At 71.1% G+C, this 17533-nt stretch carries 17 protein-coding genes; 10 read left to right on the top strand and 7 right to left on the bottom strand.

All coding sequences use genetic code 11. The annotated features are described in order from the left end of the window. The first annotated feature begins 64 nt into the window (after positions 1–64). Positions 65–1057, top strand: coding sequence for an aldo/keto reductase (locus tag VQ02_RS05660; protein WP_048443186.1), 993 nt, complete (start codon positions 65–67; stop codon positions 1055–1057). A 139-nt stretch (positions 1058–1196) separates the two neighbouring features. Here the strand turns inward: VQ02_RS05660 and VQ02_RS05655 are convergent, their stop codons facing one another. After that, the gene (locus VQ02_RS05655) at positions 1197–1499 is read right to left on the bottom strand and encodes a hypothetical protein (protein ID WP_048443185.1); all 303 of its coding nucleotides are present in this window, start codon (positions 1497–1499) and stop codon (positions 1197–1199) included. Positions 1500–1898: 399 nt separating this feature from the next. On the opposite strand from VQ02_RS05655, the gene VQ02_RS05650 reads away from it, so the two are divergent. Beyond that, positions 1899–3035: a C1 family peptidase gene (locus VQ02_RS05650; protein ID WP_048443184.1), complete on the top strand. Its 1137-nt coding sequence runs from the start codon at positions 1899–1901 to the stop codon at positions 3033–3035. 126 nt (positions 3036–3161) lie between these two features. Here VQ02_RS05650 and VQ02_RS05645 read toward each other — a convergent pair whose 3' ends face one another. From VQ02_RS05645 to VQ02_RS05635, 3 genes are all read right to left on the bottom strand, one after another. Next, a complete protein-coding gene (locus VQ02_RS05645; protein WP_157080514.1) occupies positions 3162–3434 on the bottom strand; it encodes a hypothetical protein in 273 nt (90 codons plus the stop codon). Positions 3435–3683: 249 nt separating this feature from the next. Continuing rightward, complete coding sequence (locus tag VQ02_RS05640; RefSeq protein ID WP_048443199.1) at positions 3684–4847, bottom strand: dimethylmenaquinone methyltransferase; 1164 nt, start codon at positions 4845–4847, stop codon at positions 3684–3686. A 196-nt stretch (positions 4848–5043) separates the two neighbouring features. Next, entirely contained in the window at positions 5044–6201 is a 1158-nt protein-coding gene (locus VQ02_RS05635) for a glycosyltransferase (protein ID WP_245239635.1), read from the bottom strand. Between the two features lie 104 nt (positions 6202–6305). On the opposite strand from VQ02_RS05635, the gene VQ02_RS05630 reads away from it, so the two are divergent. The 3 genes from VQ02_RS05630 (at position 6306) to VQ02_RS05620 (ending at position 9760) form a co-directional block, all read left to right on the top strand. Beyond that, the gene (locus VQ02_RS05630) at positions 6306–7226 is read left to right on the top strand and encodes a LysR family transcriptional regulator (RefSeq protein WP_048443182.1); all 921 of its coding nucleotides are present in this window, start codon (positions 6306–6308) and stop codon (positions 7224–7226) included. Between the two features lie 115 nt (positions 7227–7341). Then, positions 7342–8205, top strand: coding sequence for a shikimate dehydrogenase (locus VQ02_RS05625; protein ID WP_048443181.1), 864 nt, complete (start codon positions 7342–7344; stop codon positions 8203–8205). Positions 8206–8386: 181 nt separating this feature from the next. Then, positions 8387–9760 carry an MFS transporter gene (locus VQ02_RS05620; RefSeq protein WP_245239634.1) on the top strand — a complete coding sequence of 458 codons (1374 nt, stop codon included), beginning with the start codon at positions 8387–8389 and terminating at the stop codon, positions 9758–9760. A gap of 207 nt (positions 9761–9967) precedes the next feature. On the opposite strand, the gene VQ02_RS05615 is transcribed toward VQ02_RS05620, so the two are convergent. Further along, positions 9968–10864: a GGDEF domain-containing protein gene (locus VQ02_RS05615; RefSeq protein WP_048443179.1), complete on the bottom strand. Its 897-nt coding sequence runs from the start codon at positions 10862–10864 to the stop codon at positions 9968–9970. 247 nt (positions 10865–11111) lie between these two features. Between VQ02_RS05615 and VQ02_RS05610 the strand changes: the two genes are divergently transcribed. The 3 genes from VQ02_RS05610 (at position 11112) to VQ02_RS05600 (ending at position 12946) form a co-directional block, all read left to right on the top strand. After that, positions 11112–11759 (top strand): Maf-like protein, encoded by a 648-nt coding sequence (locus tag VQ02_RS05610; protein ID WP_048443178.1) that lies wholly within the window; start codon positions 11112–11114, stop codon positions 11757–11759. 16 nt (positions 11760–11775) lie between these two features. Further along, the gene (locus tag VQ02_RS05605; RefSeq protein WP_048443177.1) at positions 11776–11976 is read left to right on the top strand and encodes a DNA gyrase inhibitor YacG; all 201 of its coding nucleotides are present in this window, start codon (positions 11776–11778) and stop codon (positions 11974–11976) included. A gap of 85 nt (positions 11977–12061) precedes the next feature. Then, positions 12062–12946: an SDR family oxidoreductase gene (locus VQ02_RS05600; protein WP_048443176.1), complete on the top strand. Its 885-nt coding sequence runs from the start codon at positions 12062–12064 to the stop codon at positions 12944–12946. A gap of 227 nt (positions 12947–13173) precedes the next feature. Here the strand turns inward: VQ02_RS05600 and VQ02_RS05595 are convergent, their stop codons facing one another. Next, positions 13174–13389 carry a hypothetical protein gene (locus tag VQ02_RS05595; protein WP_048443175.1) on the bottom strand — a complete coding sequence of 72 codons (216 nt, stop codon included), beginning with the start codon at positions 13387–13389 and terminating at the stop codon, positions 13174–13176. A 191-nt stretch (positions 13390–13580) separates the two neighbouring features. Between VQ02_RS05595 and VQ02_RS05590 the strand changes: the two genes are divergently transcribed. Together VQ02_RS05590 and glyS are read left to right on the top strand one after the other, a co-directional pair. Further along, complete coding sequence (locus VQ02_RS05590) at positions 13581–14555, top strand: glycine--tRNA ligase subunit alpha (protein ID WP_048443174.1); 975 nt, start codon at positions 13581–13583, stop codon at positions 14553–14555. Positions 14556–14638: 83 nt separating this feature from the next. After that, positions 14639–16753 (top strand): glycine--tRNA ligase subunit beta, encoded by a 2115-nt coding sequence (glyS, locus tag VQ02_RS05585; RefSeq protein ID WP_048443173.1) that lies wholly within the window; start codon positions 14639–14641, stop codon positions 16751–16753. 519 nt (positions 16754–17272) lie between these two features. Here the strand turns inward: glyS and VQ02_RS05580 are convergent. Then, positions 17273–17491, bottom strand: coding sequence for a DUF6894 family protein (locus VQ02_RS05580; RefSeq protein WP_048443198.1), 219 nt, complete (start codon positions 17489–17491; stop codon positions 17273–17275). Between the last annotated feature and the right edge of the window lie 42 nt (positions 17492–17533).

The raw sequence follows: 17533 nt of genomic DNA, 5'->3' as shown, positions 1-17533 counted from the left end.
TGGCGGAGCTTATCCGGCGGCGGCCGGAATGCCAGATCGGGGCAGCTCGTCCAGGAGAGATCCCATGCAGCGACGTTCCCTCGGCCGCTCCGGCCTCACCGTCTCCGCCCCCGGCCTCGGCTGCATGGGCTTCTCGGAATTCTACGGCCCGACCGACGAGGCCGCGGCGCCGGCGGCCCTGGAGGCGGCCCTGGCGCTGGGCTACGACTTCCTCGACACCGCCGACATGTACGGCCACGGCCGCAACGAGGCCCTGATCGGGCGCGTGCTGCGGGGCCGCCGCGACCAGGTGGTGCTGGCGACCAAGTTCGGCATCGTGCGCGAGGAGGGCTCGGGCGCGCGGCGGATCGACAACAGCCCGGCCTACCTCACCGCCGCCTGCGAGGCCTCCCTGCGGCGCCTCGGCGTCGAGACCATCGACCTCTACTACTGCCACCGCCGCGACCCGTCCGTGCCGGTGGCCGAGATGGTCGGCGCCATGGCGCGCCTCGTCGAGGCCGGCAAGGTGCGGGCGCTCGGCCTGTCCGAGGTCTCCCCCGAGACCCTGCGGGCGGCCGACGCGGTCCACCCGATCGCGGCGGTGCAGACCGAGTACTCGCTGTGGAGCCGCGAGCCCGAAGCCGGCCTGATCCAGGCCTGCGGCGAGCTCGGCGTCGCCCTGGTGGCCTACTCGCCCCTCGGCCGCGGCTTCCTCACCGGCGCCCTCGACGTCGAGGCGTTGGCGCCGGACGATTTCCGCCGCGGCAACCCGCGCTTCCAGGGCGAGGCGCTCGCCTGCAACCGCGCACTGGCCGCAGCCCTCGGCGACCTCGCCCGCGAGCGCGGGGCCACCCCGGGCCAAGTGGCGCTCGCTTGGCTGATGGCCCGCGCCCCGCACGTGATCCCGATCCCGGGCACCCGCCGGCCCGAGCGCCTGGCCGAGAACGCTGCCGCCTCCGACCTCGCCCTGACGCCGGCCGACATCGCGGCCCTCGACGCCCTGTTCGCCCCGGGCGCGGCGGCGGGCGCGCGGTATGCCGAAGGCGGGATGGCGGGGATCGAGAGCGCGGCCGGGTAGCGGCGGCGGACCGCCCTCATCGGCGCGGGCCCGGAGCGGAGGCGGGGCTGCGACCCGCTCACGCTGCGTGGAGCAGCGACGCCGGACCGTTCATAACCGGTGGATGACAGCCATCGGCATGCCGATCCGGCAAGGCTGCTCACTCGGGCCCGTGAAGCGGAACGCCGAGGCCGTACTCGAAGGTATCGACGGGCTGCTCCAGCGCCTTCACCGTGCCGGGCGGCAACGCCGTGCGGGCGGCGGCAACGAGATGCTGCGCCTCCGCCTCCGGGACGCCGAGCTGCTCCGCCAGCGCGCGCGCACCGCCGCTCGTGGCGGCGACCGCGACGATCTGCTCGGCGGTGGAGACGCCGATCCGCGCCATGCGCGCGACCTGATCGGGCGACCAGCCGGGCACCTCGGTGAGCGGCTTCCCGCTCTCGGTGGTGATGGGATCGGTCATGACCGTGGCGGCTCCATGAAGATCTGACCCATGAAGATCCGGGGTGCGCCGCAGCCGGCACGCATAAACCCCCGAGGCTCGCCCAAGAACGATAGGGCCAAGCCAATCCTCTATCAACCGTCACTTCGATAGTAAGCCTGCAAAAAAGCTTCGCAATATCAGAGCAAAAAATAAAAAAAGCGAACTCGCATTTTACCTCCTTATTGCAACTCATCGTACTCCGTTTAGTCGATGAAATTCAACTGCGCTTGTGATTTCATGCCGGATGTCACCACAACGAAAAAATTATGGAGCGCCCATTGAAGAGATAGGGAGAGGACAATGCCAGAGCAAGATCTTGAATCAGTTCGGAATGAAGCAGCTGGATATTCCGGATTCGGAGGCCAGCGCCTGGATCAGATGCTGAATGCCGCCGCCGTCGGCGCCGAGAGCAACTCTGCGGGTGCCCTGGCGTCGCTGGGAATCGACGACATCGAGCAACTGGTCGCGATTTCATCCATCCCCAACGTGCGCGACGAACTCAAATCACAGCTCAGCCTCGACGAGAAAGCATTCGATGCCTTCGTCAAGAGATACCTGAAGGCCCTCCCGGCGGAGCGCGCCGCGCTGGTGAGCTCACCGGCGCCGGCGGAGTTCGGACTCGGCGTCCTGCCGATGACGCCGGAGATGCTCGCCACGGCGGAAGCCTCGGCCGGGGCCATGACGCTCGAGGAGGCGATCGAGCTTCCCGCCTCGATCAACTTGATCCCCTACATGACCCCGATCCGGAATCAGGCCTCACGCGGAACCTGCGTGGCGTTCACGCTCACGGCCCTGCACGAATACATCCTGCGCCGCCGCGGAACGCCGCAGGATCTATCCGAGCAGCACCTCTATTACGAGGTCAAGCTCATCGACGGCTATCCGTCCGCATGCGGCACGTGGCAGTCGAAGGCCGTGACCGTCCTGACTTCCCGCGGTCAGTGTCGCGAGATCGTCTGGCCCTACAACCCCAACCCGCCCTGCAACAACCATGGCGCCGTTCCAGTCCGGGCGAGGACGGACGGGTTGCGGTACCGGCTCACGACGATCGCCGTGCCGACACGCAACGTGCAAGCCTACAAGGCGCACATGGCACGGCAGCGGGCGGTCACCTTGTCCATACCGGTCTACAACAGCTGGTACCAGTCGGCGGAGACCCGTCGCTCCGGCCGCATCACGATGAGAATCGGCAGCGAACCCGCCGTCGGCGGGCACGCGGTCTGCCTCGTCGGCTACCAGGACAATCCCGCCAGTCCGGGCGGCGGCTGGTTCATCGTGCGCAACAGCTGGAGCACGAACTGGGCTTCCCAGTCCCCGTACGGGGCCGGCTACGGCACGATTCCCTATCAGTACATCGCCAACGACGCCACGGAAGCCTTCACCGCCGCCGTGCCGGGCATGATGGGGGACGAGGCCGTCAGCGAGGCGGAGACGGAAGGCAAGCCGTCGACCGTCACCATCGAGGTCGGCCGCAACGTGAAGATCACGATCACGGGCGACAAGGTCGACACCTGACGCCGGGGCGCGGACCCTGACGGCAGACTGGGCCGGGCGCGATCCACCGGGTCGTGCTCGGCGATCCGGGCCCTGCGCCGCCCGATCCGGCATGCCGGCCGGACGAGACCGTGCCGAACCGCCCTGCTACGGCTTCAGCACGCCCAGGCCGTACTGGCTGGTATCCGCGGGCTGCGCCATTTCCCGGGCGGTGGCGGACGGCAGGGCGGCGTGCGCGGCCGCGACGAGGCGCTGCGCCTCGGCATCGGGAATGCCGAGCTGCTCCGCCACGGAATGCAGGCCGCCATCCGTGGCGCTGACCGCCACGACCTGCTCGGCGGTCGTGACCCACGCCCGGCCCATGCGCGCGACCTGATCGGGCGACCAGCCCGGCACTGCTGAGAGAGGAAGATCGGCCATCGTCCGGGATCCTCGATTGAGAGACCTCCCGAAAGCGCCGCATCGTAGAAGCTTGGCGTGACTGCCAGGAAGGTCTCGTGGGACATCGTCGTCGCGTGAACCACGCGAGACTGCGTCCCGCCTTGTGCGCGCCGCGATGCGGCCCGTCCCCCTCATTTATCGTGATCCGGCGCGATCTTTGAGCGCAGGCCGCCCGGCGGCAACGGGGATCGCACCGGCGGGCGGTCCGACCGGCTCGCGGATGCGCCCTCACCCCTTCCAGTTGCGCAGGGCCGCGAACGGGCTGTCGGCGGTCGCGGATTTCGGCGGGTTCAGCACCGGCTCGACCTGCGCCACGGCGTCGGAGAGGGAGAAGGCGGTGCCGCTCGGGAGCTTGCCGCCGGCGGCGTCCTGGTGGCCGCCGCCGCGGAAGAGCCGGGCGCCGTCGAGGGCGGTGCCGTCGATCGAGCGGAACGACAGGGTGCCGGCGCGCTGCACGTTGACGAGGCGCCTGGCCCGCCCGCTCGCCATCACCAGGTCCGAGACCCGCTGGAAGGTGCCGGCATCGAGGGCGAAGGACAGGAGCGTGCCGTCCGAGAGGGCGTGGAACAGCGCGTCGGAGCGGGCGAGCGCCCGGGCCATCCGCTGCCGCGTGGTGAGCGCCGGATCGTCGTCGGGCGCGTCGCGCATCAGGTCGTCGACGATGGCGCCGCGGATCGCCGGCACGGCGCGCTCGAGCTCGGCCGGGGTGGCGCCGGCGCGAAGCTTGGCGGTCGCCTCGAGCAGCAGGCGGGCGACGAACGGGTCGTGGTCCGGATGCCCGACCGGCACCAGGGTGCCGACATTGTCCCAGAAGATCTCGTCGAGGGCGAAGCCGCCCGGGAAGCGGGGATCGTCCTTGCGCCAGAGGTCGAGGGCGTCGACGGAGGCCACCAGAAGGGCGAGGTCCTCGGCCCGGGCGGGGTCCGGCTCGCGGGTCGCGAACAGGGCGCGGTGGGTGTCGACCATCCGGGTCGCGCTCGAGCCCTCGTCGACCAGCACCGTGACGGCCGGGTCGCCGAGGTCGAAGCGCGACAGGCGCGGGTTCTCAGGCGCGGGCTTCGGCTCCAGCCCCTGGCGGCGCATCTGGTCGATCGAGGAGGTGTGGTGGTCGAGCACCACCAGCCGGTGCGGCGCCTCCGGCTCGCGCTTGCGGTTCATGGCGGCGAAGCGGCGCAGGAAGGCGATCGTCGGCTCCTCGATGCCGAGATCGGTGATGAGCACCATCTCCGCCGCCTTGGCCTTGCCGAGGCGCTTCAGCTCGTCGTCGACGACGGGGCCGACATCGCCGTAGCGCGGCACGTGCACGACGCGGGCAGGCTCGGCATAGGCCGCGACGAGGGTCGCGGCGCCGTAGCCGTCGAGGTCGTGGTGGGTGATCTGGGTCAGGCGCACGGAATGGTCCAACGGTCGGAATCGGTGAGAGGCGGATCGGGCCAGCATAGCGGCTTCTGCCCCTCCTCGGCGAGGTGCCGGGGCCGGGGAAACGTCCGGCCGCGGGATCGGGGCCGGCTCACGCGGCGGGCCGGCCCCCGGCGGCGACCTCGTCGACGAGGCGCAGCTGGGCCGGCAGGCAGACCCGCTTGAGGTCTTAGGCCTGCGCGCTCAGCCGCGCCGCCGCGCGCAGCGGCGCCGCGGCACCGGGATCGGCCAGCACCGAGACCACCGCCTCGGCGATCGCGGGCGCCGAGAAGAAGTCGACCAGCAGGCCGTTCTCGCCGTGCCGGATCACCTCCTCGACCGGCGGCGTCGCCGAGCCGACGATGCAGCAGCCGAGCGCCATGGCTTCCAGCATCGACCACGACAGCACGAACGGGTAGGTCAGGTAGACGTGCGCCGCCGAGATGCGCAGCAGGTCGACGTAGTCGCGGTAGGGCACCTTGCCGACGAAGTGGACCCGCGACAGGTCGAGGGCGGACCTGACCTCGTCGAGGTAGATCTCGCGCCAGGTCCGGCCCTCGGGCGGCTTCGCGCCGTAGCTGGTGTCGCTGCCGCCGACGATCACCGCCCGGGCCCGGGGCCGCCGGCGCAGGATCTCGGGCAGCGCCCGCATGAAGCTGTGATAGCCGCGATAGGGCTCGAGGTTGCGGTTGACGAAGGTGACGACCTCGTCGTCGGGCCCGAGCGACACCCCGTCCCGGCCGAGGGCGATCCTCGCGCCCGGGTCCGGCCGCAGCAGGTCGGTGTCGATGCCGTCGTGGATGACGCTGAGCCGGTCGCGGAAGGCGGCGGGGACGCGGCTCGCCTGCCAGGCGGTGGGGCTGACGAGCCGGTCCGAGGCCTCGAAGGCGACGAGCTGGGCGGCGTTGCGGGCACGGATGCGCAGGGCGTCGCCCTCGGGCGACGGGAATTCCGGGTCGAAGCCGGTATCGGCCCCGGAGGCGCCGTAGAAGAACTCCGCGAAGGTCAGGAGGCGGGCCCCCGGCCAGACGTCCTTGAGAAACAGGGTCTCGCCCCAGCCCGAATGGCCGCAGATCACGTCCGGGTGGAAGCCCCCGGCCTTCAGCGCCCGCGCCGCCCGCGCCGCGGCCTCGGCCCGCAGGACGGCGGTCTCGAAGCTCGCCGCGAGGGGGTGGATCCCGGGGCTGGAGCGTCCGGCGACGGCGTAGCGGAGGTGGCGGACCCCCGGCAGGGGCGGCGCGGGGTTGATGCCGAGCGCCACGACCTCGGTGCCGGGCCGGGCCGCGAGGGCGGGCGCGACGTGGCGGTACTGGCCGGGGAAGTTCTGGTGGACGAAGAGGACGCGCATCGGATCTCGGGAGCGCCCGTGCCGGGCAAACCTGTGTAGCATCGCCCCGGGCCGCCGCGGAACACCGGCGCGTGCCCTTGAGTCACGGCAGAGGACGGCGGACGATGTTGACCCTGCGCCAGATCGAGGTCGCCCGCGCCGTGATGGTGACCGGGACGATCGCCGGCGCGGCGCGGCTCCTCAACGTCTCGGCACCCGGCATCAGCCGGCTGATGAAGTACACCGAGACCTCGCTCGGCATCCGGCTGTTCGACCGGCGCGGCGGCCGCCTGGTGCCCTCCGAGCAGGCCCGCCACGTCTTCGAGCAGATCAACGCCGTCTTCGACAAGGTCGAGGACCTGCGCTTCGTCCTGGAGCGCACGCAGGGCGGTTCCGGCCAGGAGCTGCTGATCGGCTCGGTGCCGTCGATCTCGCACGTCATGGTGCCGCGGGCGATCGAGCGGGTGCGGGCGGCCTATCCCCACCTCGTCATCGACATCAACATCCTCAAGCTCGAGGAGGCGATCGACTACCTCCTGCTCGGCAAGGGCGAGGTGGTGGCGATGAGCTACCGCCTCGACCACCCGGCCCTGACCTTCGAGCCCCTCGCCCGCGGCGGGCTGTTCTGCATCGTGCCGCTGAACCATCCGCTCGCCGCCCGGGCCTCGATCTCGGCCGAGGAGATCGCCCGCCATCCCCTGATCGGCATCGACCCGAACGACCCCTACGGCCGGATCATGTCCGACATCTTCCGCCAGCGCGGCCTGTCCTACGCGATCACGATCCGGGCCCGGTTCGGCTCGACCGTGTGCTCGCTGGTGCGGGCGGGCCTCGGCATCGCGGTGATCGACCAGTTCACCATCGCGTACGACGCCTTCCCGGGCATCCGCGTGCTGCCGATCGAGGAGGCACCGGTCTTCGAGACCTGGATCGCCATGAAGGCCGGGACCGCGCTCAGCATGTTCGCCGCGAGCTTCGTGCGCCTCCTGCGCCAGGAGATGGCCCGGTCGAACCAGGTCCGCCTCCCCGGGTCGACCGTAACATGATGTTACGATGATCGCGTAAATTGGTACTCAGATGACGGACGGGGCGGCGGTAATGTCCGGCTCAGGGAGAGCTCGCCGCGGGCGGGCATGAACGACAAAAAGGGGCCGCACGCCCATGGCTCACGGACACGCCCATGAGCACGCCAAGCGCATCCTGCTCGGGCTGATCGGCTCGCCGATCGCGCACTCGGCCTCGCCGGCGATGCACGAGGCCGCCGCCGAGGCGGTTGGCCTCCACGTCCATTACCAGCTCATCGACCTCGCCAGCGCGGATGCGCCGCGCCTGCGCGACCTGCTCGGGTCGCTCGCCCCGATCGGCTTCTCGGGCGTCAACGTCACCTACCCGTACAAGGAGATGGTGCTGCCGCTCCTCGACGACGTGTCGGCGGGCGCGCAGGCCGTCGGCGCCGTCAACACCATCGTGATCCGCGACGGGCGCCTGATCGGCCACAACACCGACATGAGCGGCTTCGTCCGCGCCCTGACGCAGGCCTTCGGGCCGCAGCCGGAGGGCCCGGTCGCACTGATCGGCGCCGGCGGCGTCGGCAAGGCCGTGGCGGTGGCGCTCGCGAAGTTCCCGGACCTCGCGATCCGGCTCGTCGATTCCGATCCCGCCAAGGCCGAGGCCGTGGCGAGGGCGCTCGCCGGCCGCGTGAGCGTGTGCCGGCGGGTCGAGGACGCCCTCGACGGCGCGGCGGGCGTCGTCAACGGCACGCCGGTCGGCATGCTGCCGGACCGCGGCACCCCGGTGCCCCTCGGGCTGCTGCGGCCCGGGATGTGGGTCGCCGACGCGGTCTATTCCCCGCTCTGGACGCCGCTCCTCGCGGGCGCGGCCCGGATCGGGGCCCGCACCATGACGGGACGCGCGCTCGCCATCCACCAGGCGCTCGACGCCTTCGCGCTGTTCACCGGACGCGAGGCGCCGCAGGAGGCGATGGAACGGGCCTTCGACCGCGCCGTGGCGCCGATGGCGGCCTGAGGCCCGGTCCGACCCTGCTCGCCGGAGCGGATCGCAAGATTGCAGTTGAACGTTTTGATTGCTGCCTACTTTAAGTAATTCTGTCTAATATATTAGCAAGAAAACAGGCAGACCCCATGCCGCCCGGTTCCAGTGGCGGCGTCGACCATACCCGAGAATGGAGGAAAACCCGATGAGTGCCGTGCCAGCAGATTCCCTTCACGACCGCCAGCAATCGAAGAAGGCCGCCGCGAGCGGCTGGATCGGCTCGGCGCTGGAATACTACGACTTCTTCATCTACGCGACGGCGGCCTCGCTGATCTTCCCGCAGCTGTTCTTCCCGTCCAACAACCCGACCGTGGCGATCGTGGCGTCGCTCGCCACCTACGGCGTCGGCTACGTCAGCCGGCCGATCGGCGCCTTCGTGCTCGGCCACTGGGGCGACACCCACGGCCGCAAGCACGTCCTCGTCCTGTGCATGTTCCTGATGGGCTTCTCGACCATCGCGGTCGGCCTCTTGCCCACCTACAGCCAGGTCGGCATCCTCGCCCCGATCCTGCTCGTCATCCTGCGCCTGATCCAGGGCTTCGCCGTCGCCGGCGAGATCTCGGGCGCGAGTTCGATGACCATGGAGCACGCGCCGTTCGGCCGCCGTGGCTTCTTCGCCAGCTTCACCCTGCAGGGCGTCCAGGCCGGCCAGATCCTCGCCGCCGCCGTCTTCCTGCCGCTCGCCCACTATATGCCGGCCGACGCCTTCAACGCGTGGGGCTGGCGCATCCCGTTCCTCCTGAGCTTCATCGTCATCATCGTCGGCTACATCATCCGCCGCGAGGTCGACGAGACCCCGGCCTTCACGGCGGAGGAGAAGCAGGGCGAGGTCGCCCGCGCGCCGATTGTCGAGGCCTTCGCCACCTCCTGGCCCGACATGCTGCGGGTGGTGTGCATGGCGCTGATGAACGTGATCCCGGTGGTCACCACGATCTTCGGCGCGGCCTACGCGGTCCAGGCGGCCTACGGCGTCGGCTTCCACAAGGACGTCTATCTCTGGATCCCGGTGCTCGGGAACATCCTGGCGGTGGTGGTGATCCCGTTCGTCGGCAACCTGTCGGACAAGATCGGCCGGCGCCCGCCGATCATCGTCGGGGCGATCGGCTCCGGCATCCTGTCCTTCGGCTACCTCTACGCGATCAGCATCGCCAACGTGCCGCTGGCGATCGTGATGTCGCTCCTGATGTGGGGCATCGTCTACCAGGGCTACAACGCGGTCTTCCCGAGCTTCTACCCCGAGTTGTTCCCGACCCGCACCCGGGTCTCCGCGATGGCGATCTCGCAGAACCTCGGCACCGCCGTGACCGCGATGCTGCCGGCCCTGTTCGCCACGGTGGCACCCCCCGGCTCGACCAACATCCCGCTCACCATCGGCGCCATCACCTTGGGGATTACCGCGGTGGCGGCCCTGGCGGCCTTCAGCGCCCGGGAGACCTACCGCATCCCGATGAAGGACCTCGGCCAGCCCCGCGCGGTGCCGCTGCCGAAGTCCGACTACGAGCGGCTGCGCAACGAGGCGATGGCGTGAGGCGGCGCCGGCCCGGGATCGCCCCCGGGCCGGACCATCCCCGAGAGGGATCCTGCGGGCCGGACGCCATGCGTCCGGCTCGTTCCGCTTCGGCGGGTGAGTCTTGATGCTCCATGCCCGACCAGCGGCCTCGTCCGGCGGTCGTGAGTCGAGAGAATGGGGGCAGGCACGCGGCCGCGACAGACCGGCTGACTGCCGTGCGGTCCCTCAGCTCACCCGGTCGAGCTGGTGCCCCGTCCCCGACATCACCCGGTTGCGCCCGCCCGCCTTGGCCGCGTAGAGCGCCCCGTCGGCGCGGGCGAGCAGGGTCTCGAGCGTGTCGCCCTCGGCCCAGGTGGCGAGACCGAGGCTGCAGGTGACCTGGATCGGCCCGCGTCGGCCCGGCACCCGCAGGCGGGCGCAGGTCTTCTGGATCCGGTCCGCCACCACCCCGGCGCTCCCGAGGCCGTGCCCGGGCATCAGCACGGCGAACTCCTCGCCGCCGATCCGGCCGGCGAGCGCCCCGGTCTCCTTCAGCACGTCGGCGACGGCGCGGATCACCCGGTCGCCGCTGTCGTGGCCGTGCCGGTCGTTGATCGCCTTGAAGTGGTCGATGTCGATCATCAAGGCGGAGAGGAGGTCGTGGGCCTTGAGCGCCGCGACGCTGGCCTGGGCCCGGCGCATGAAGCCGCCGCGGCTGTGGAGCTGGGTCAGCGCATCGGTGTCGGCCTCCCGGATCAGCTTGCGCTGCAGGCTCAAGGCGCGCTCGACCACCCGCAGGCGGGCGTGCAGCTCGATCGCCTCCGGGGGCTTGGAGATGAAGTCGTCCGCACCGCTGTCCAGCACCTCGCCGAGGCGCCCGCCGGCCCGGTCGGTCGACATGGCGATCACGGCCAGCGGCCGCGTCGTGCCGGCGAGGGAGCGCAGCGACCAGCACAGTTCGAGGCCGCAGATCGGCGCGACCTCGAGGCTCGTGATGACGCAGGCCACGTCCTCGTGGGCCGCGACGTAGGCGAGGGCCTGCTCCGAATCGGAGAACGCCTCGACCTGATGCCCGCCCTCCTCGATGAGACGGGCGACGGTCTTGCGCAGGATCAGGCCGGGTTCGACGAGGACGAGGCGCATCGGTCCATGCAAGGCGGATCCGGCCGCGCTCGCGCCCGGCCATCGACGGAGTGTCGCCCTCCGTCATAGGGGACGAGGACATAAGGGGCGGTTAAACCCGTCCCCACGATTCCGGACCAATGCAGACCTTGCAGAATGTCGTGCAGGCCGGGCCGCCGGGCTCCCTTCCTCGTCCTTGCCCGCGATGCTGGATTTCGCCGGCCAGATAGGGCATCGGGCGTTGAACCCCCTCGAGACACGGCGCCTCATGACCGAGACCTCACCGATCCCGCAGGCCGCGCGCCCGAAGCTCGTCCTGGCCTCGGCCTCGCCGCGGCGCCTCGCCCTGCTACAGCAGGCGGGACTCGAGCCGGACGCCCTGCTGCCGGCCGACCTCGACGAGACGCCGCTGAAATCCGAGAAGCCCCGGGACCTGGTGCGCCGCCTGGCCCGGGCCAAGCTGGACGTGGCGGTCTCGGCGGCGCGCAGCGGCGAGGAGCTGCACCAGGCCTACGTGGTGGCGGCCGACACCGTTGTGGCGGTGGGGCGGCGCATCCTGCCGAAGGCCGAGGTGACGGACGAGGCGGCGGCCTGCCTCCGCCTTCTCTCCGGCCGGGCCCACCGGGTCTACACCGCGGTCTGCGTCATCGGGCCGAAGGACCGGCCGCGGGAGCGCCTGGTCGAGACCCGGGTGCGGTTCAAGCGCCTCTCGGCCCGGGAGGTCGACGGCTACCTCGCCAGCGGCGAGTGGCGCGGCAAGGCCGGGGCTTACGCGATCCAGGGCCTCGCCGGCAGCTTCGTGGTCAAGCTCGTCGGCTCCTACAGCGCCGTGGTCGGCCTGCCGCTCTACGAGACGGTGGGGCTGCTCGAGGGCGAGGGCTTCCCGGTCCGCGGCGCCTGGCGCGACGCGGCCTGATCTCGCGAGGAGGCGCATGACGCAAGCCGACGAGACCCCTCCGCCGGCCGATCCGGCCTGCCCGATCTGCGGCAAGCCGGCGGCCCCGGCCTACAAGCCGTTCTGCTCCAAGCGCTGCGCCGATGTCGACCTGCAGCGCTGGCTCAGCGGCCGCTACGCGATCCCCGGCCGCGAGGAGGATTCCTTGAGCCAGGACGAGGAGCCGCGGGACGGGTGAGGGGTACCCGGGGAAAGTCGGGAACGGCGGGGATCCTCCCCGGTTGACGGCGGCCTGACCCACCGCCAGCCGGAGGCCGTCCCTCATGTCGTCCGATGTCCCCAACCCGCTCACCAAGTATCCCCGCCCGCCCTTCGAGAGCCAGCCGCAGGGCTTTCCCGGCCTGACCGGCCGGATGACGCCCGAGCCCGACCACGGCGAGGCGAGCTACAAGGGCTCCGGCAAGCTCACCGGCCGGGCGGCGCTGATCACCGGGGGTGATTCCGGCATCGGCCGCGCGGTCGCCATCGCGTATGCCCGCGAGGGCGCCGACGTCGCGATCTCCTACCTGCCCTCCGAGCAGGGCGACGCCGAGGCAGTGGCGCAGTGGGTCGAGAAGGCCGGACGCCGGGCCCTGCTGCTGCCGGGCGACCTGAAGGACGCGTCCTACGGCCGCGAGATCGTCGCCCGCACGGCCGAGACCTTCGGCCGCCTCGACGTGGTGGTGAACAACGGCGCCTTCCAGCAGCCGAACCAGGGCCTCGACGCGATCGACGACCAAGTGTTCGAGGACCACTTCCGCACCAACGTGTTCGGGTCGTTCTACGTCACCAAGGCGGCGATGGCGCACCTGAAGCCCGGCGCCTCGGTGATCTTCACCTCGTCCGTGAACTCGAAGCATCCGATGCCGTCGCTGCTGGCCTACAGCGCCACCAAGGGCGCGCTCAGCAACCTGGTGCTGAGCCTCGCCCAGCTCCTCGCCGAGAAGGGCATCCGCGTGAACGGCGTGCTGCCTGGCCCGATCTGGACGCCGTTCATCCCGTCCGGGATGGAGGACGATTCGGTGAAGTCCTTCGGCAGCCAGGTCCCGTTCGGCCGCCCGGGCCAGCCGGCGGAGCTGGCCTCGGCCTACGTCATGCTGGCCTCCGACGAGAGCAGCTACACCTCGGGGGCGCTGGTGACCGTGGCGGGAGCGATGCCGGTGCTGTGAGCGCCGGGCCGCCCGACAAGGCGAAGGTGAGCCGACGCCTTCCGAGGCACCGAGTCATCCCGGGGCTCGCCGCGGGCGAGATCCCGGGATCCGGAACCGCTGACGTCGCAGGGTCAGGCCGAACACTGTCCGCTTCATCCTGCAGCGTCGGCGGTTCCGGATCCCGGGCTCCGCTTCGCGGCCCCGGGGTGACGATGGAGGGTTTCACGTCGGGCGGGGGTCGTCCCTCACCGCCCGCAGGCCGGCGCCGCGTAGCCCGCATACACCACCCGCACCGACCGGCAGGCGGGGGCCGGCGCCTCGGTGGCGGCAGGCGTGGCGGCCTCGACGGCGACGGGCGCCGGCTCAGCTTTCGGGGCGTCCGAACCCGCCCGCACCACCAGCGGGGTCGCGACCAGGGACAGGAGCGCGGCGGCAGCGACCAAGGTCAGGCGGTGGGTCACGGACAGTCTCCCTCAAGTCTTGCGCCGCATCCGGCGGCATCATGTTCGGATCTGTACTGTCAACGAGCTTGACCGTTATCCGGTTCCAGCGCCCCGGCGAGCAGGTGCGGCGGCGCACCCGCGCTTGACTCGGGGGCTGCCGGTTCTAAGGCTCCGCGCCGAGAATTGCCCCGTCCGACACCGCAAGGCCCATGAGCACCGCAAGGCCCCTGACCGCCACCGACGCCGACCTCCAGCCGACCCGCTCGTTCCAGGGGCTGATCCTGACGCTCCAGCGGTTCTGGGCCGCGCAGGGCTGCGTGATCCTGCAGCCCTACGACATGGAGGTCGGGGCGGGCACGTTCCATCCGGCCACCACCCTGCGGGCGCTCGGGCCGAAGCCCTGGAAGGCGGCCTACGTGCAGCCCTCGCGCCGGCCGAAGGACGGGCGCTACGGCGAGAACCCGAACCGGCTCCAGCATTACTACCAGTTCCAGGTGATCCTGAAGCCGAACCCGCCGAACCTTCAGGAGCTCTACCTCGACTCGCTCAAGGCGATCGGGGTCGATCTCGGCCTGCACGACATCCGCTTCGTCGAGGACGACTGGGAGAGCCCGACCCTCGGCGCCTGGGGGCTGGGCTGGGAATGCTGGTGCGACGGGATGGAGGTGAGCCAGTTCACCTACTTCCAGCAGGTCGCCGGCTTCGAATGCGCCCCGGTCGCGGGTGAGTTGACCTACGGCCTCGAGCGCCTGGCGATGTACGTCCAGGGCGTCGAGAACGTCTACGACCTCAACTTCAACGGCCGCGAGGGCGACGAGAAGGTCACCTACGGCGACGTCTTCCTGCAGGCCGAGCAGGAATACTCGCGCCACAACTTCGAGGCCGCCGACACCGAGATGCTCTTTCGGCAGTTCCGCGACGCCGAGGCCGCCTGCCGGGCCTACCTCCAGGCCGGCGAGCCGGGGCCGGGCGGCAACGACGCCCGCCACCGCATGGCGCAGCCGGCCTACGACCAGTGCATCAAGGCGAGCCACGTCTTCAACCTGCTCGACGCTCGCGGGGTGATCTCGGTGACCGAGCGGCAGAGCTACATCCTGCGGGTGCGCGAGCTCGCCAAGGCCTGCGGCGAGGCCTGGCGGCGCACGGAGGCCGGCGGCCTCGTCGGCGAGACGGCCGCCCCCTGACATCCCCGCGCCCCGGCGCTACACACCCGCCACGCCATTCCTCGATACTGGGCTCTGCTGAAGCAGAGCCTTGAGGCCGCCCGATGCCCGACCTGCTGCTCGAACTCTTCTCCGAGGAAATCCCCGCCCGCATGCAGCGGCGCGCGGCCGAGGACCTGCGCAAGCTCGTCACCGATGCGCTGGTCGAGCGCGGCTTCCTCTACGAGGGCGCCAAGGCCTTCGCGACGCCCCGGCGCCTCGCCCTCCACGTCGCCGGCCTGCCGCCCCGCGGCCAGGACGTGCGCGAGGAGCGCAAGGGGCCCCGCGTCGGCGCCCCCGAGGGCGCGGTGCAGGGCTTCCTCAAGAGCGCCGGTCTCGCGAGCCTCGACGAGGCCAGGATCGTCTCCGACCCGAAGAAGGGCGAGTTCTACGTCGCGGTGATCGAGCGGCCCGGCCGCGAGACGATCGAGGTTCTGGCCGAGATCCTGCCGGCGATCGTCAGGAGCTTTCCCTGGCCGAAGTCGATGCGCTGGGGCGCGGCGTCCCGCGAGCCCGGCTCCCTGCGCTGGGTGCGCCCGCTGCACTCGATCGTCGCGAGCTTCGGCCCCGAGACCGAGACGCCGGAGGTGGTGCCGTTCTCCGTCGACGGGATCGAGGCGGGGCTCACCACCCGCGGCCACCGCTTCATGGCGCCGCAACCGATCGAGGTGCGCCGCTTCGCCGATTACCTGCCGGCGCTGGAGCGGGCCTTCGTGGTGCTCGATTCCGAGCGGCGCAAGGACATCATCCTGCACGACGCCCGCGACCTCGCCTTCGCCCGCGGCCTCGACCTCGTCGAGGACGAAGGCTTGCTGGAGGAGGTGGCCGGCCTCGTCGAGTGGCCGGTGACCCTGATGGGCGCCTTCGACGAGCGCTTCCTCGAAATCCCCCCGGAGGTGATCCGCGCCACCATCCGAGCGAACCAGAAGTGCTTCGTGCTCCGCGGCGCCCCCGGCCCCGACGGTCGCGAGCGCCTGGCCAACGCCTTCATCCTGGTCTCGAACCTAGTGGCCTCCGATGGCGGCGCGGCGATCGTCGCCGGCAACGAGCGGGTGGTGCGGGCGCGGCTCTCCGACGCGGCGTTCTTCTGGGAGACCGACCGCAAGGTCCGGCTGGAGGACCGGCTGCCGAAGCTCGCGAGCATCGTGTTCCACGAGAGGCTCGGCACGCAAGCCGCGCGGGTGGAGCGGATCGCTGCGCTGGCCCGGGCGCTGGCGCCGGTGGTTGGGGCCGATGCGGCGCTGGCGGAGCGTGCCGCCCGCCTCGCCAAGGCCGACCTCGTCACCGAGATGGTCGGCGAGTTCCCCGAACTGCAGGGCCTGATGGGCCGCTACTACGCGGCCGAGCAGGGCGAGGACCCGGCGGTCGCCGCGGCGATCGAGGAGCATTACAAGCCGCTCGGCCCGAGCGACCGGGTGCCCTCCGAGCCGGTCTCGGTGGCGGTGGCGCTCGCCGACAAGCTCGACACCCTGGTCGGCTTCTGGGCCATCGGCGAGACGCCGACCGGCAGCAAGGACCCGTACGCCCTGCGGCGGGCGGCGCTCGGCGTGATCCGGCTGATCCTGGCCAGCGAGGCGCGGCTTCCCCTGCGGGCGCAGATCGCCGCTGCCGCGGCCGGGCACGGGCAGGAGGCGAGCGGCCTCGCGGGCGACCTCCTGGCCTTCTTCGCCGACCGGCTGAAGGTCTACCTGCGCGACCAGGGCGCCCGCCACGACCTGATCGACGCCGTCTTCGCCCTGCCGGGCCAGGACGACCTCCTGATGGTGGTGCGACGCGTCGAGGCGCTCGGCCGCTTCCTCGACACCGAGGACGGCAAGAACCTGCTCGCCGGCTACCGCCGCGCCGCCAACATCCTGCGCATCGAGGAGAAGAAGGACGGCCGCGCCTACGATTCGGCGCCGGACCCGGCCCTCCTGAGCCTGCCCGAGGAATCGGCGCTGGCGGACGCCCTGCGGAGTGCCGGGGCCGAGGCGGGCCGGGCGGTCGCGGCGGAGGATTTCGAGGGCGCGATGCGGGCCCTCTCGATCCTGCGCGCGCCCGTCGACGCCTTCTTCGACAAGGTGACGGTGAACGCCGACGCCGCCGCTTTGCGCGCCAACCGCCTCGCCCTGCTCAATGCCCTGCGGGTCGCGACCCGCGAGGTGGCGGACTTCTCCCGCATCGGCGGCGAGGCGCGCTAGCGCGCCGTCCACCGGGCCCGCAAGGGAGCGCGTCGAAGCAACGACCCGGTGCCACGGGCTTGGAGCCTCGTCCGCTCGCCTCGCGGCCCGGCGCGGCGGCAATTTCCATTAACAAAAGATGCGTTGCAGAAGCGCCTCAGCACTTCTTCATGGAACGGTTTAACGCAAATTTCATTATAGGTGGCTGGCGCAACGGGGTACAACCTGTGCCGGATCGATTCTCACCACAGGATAAGTTCGGCACCGGACCCCGACGGCGAGGGACGGATCGTGTCTCAGCGCACCGCGGGGTGTCACGGCACGGTTCATGAACTCCTTCGGTGTCCCGGAAGTCGAACCGGGGATCTCAGACAGGAGGCAGGCACGATGTCGCTCGGCGGTAAGGCTCGACCCATGGGGCAGGCAGCTCCCCGGACGCCCGAGGCATCCGAGCAGAATGCGGGGGCCCGGGACACCGCGATCCGGGCTCAGGTTCGCGCCCACGTGCGGCAGGTCCTCACGCAGGCCGGATCGCGGTCATCATCCGAGCGGAATTGACCGCACCAGCCGGCCGGACCCGTCGCGGATCTCGAGCTGCCAGCCCGCCCCCAGGTCCGGCAGATCGCCGCTCGCGCGCATCTCGGTGATGACGGCCCGTGCCTCGGATTCGGCTTGGTCCGGGGTGTCGGCCTCGACGCCGGTCGGGTCCTCGATCGCACTTGCGGGGCCGACCAGGTTGAAGAAGTAGCGCTGCGGCATGAGGCTGACCACGGTCGGGAAACGGGACGGGCGAGGCTCGCG

This window comes from Methylobacterium variabile, assembly GCF_001043975.1.
Taxonomy (GTDB): domain Bacteria; phylum Pseudomonadota; class Alphaproteobacteria; order Rhizobiales; family Beijerinckiaceae; genus Methylobacterium; species Methylobacterium variabile.
The sequence above is the reverse complement of the archived record's forward strand: the minus strand, read 5'-3'. Positions and strand labels throughout refer to the sequence as shown.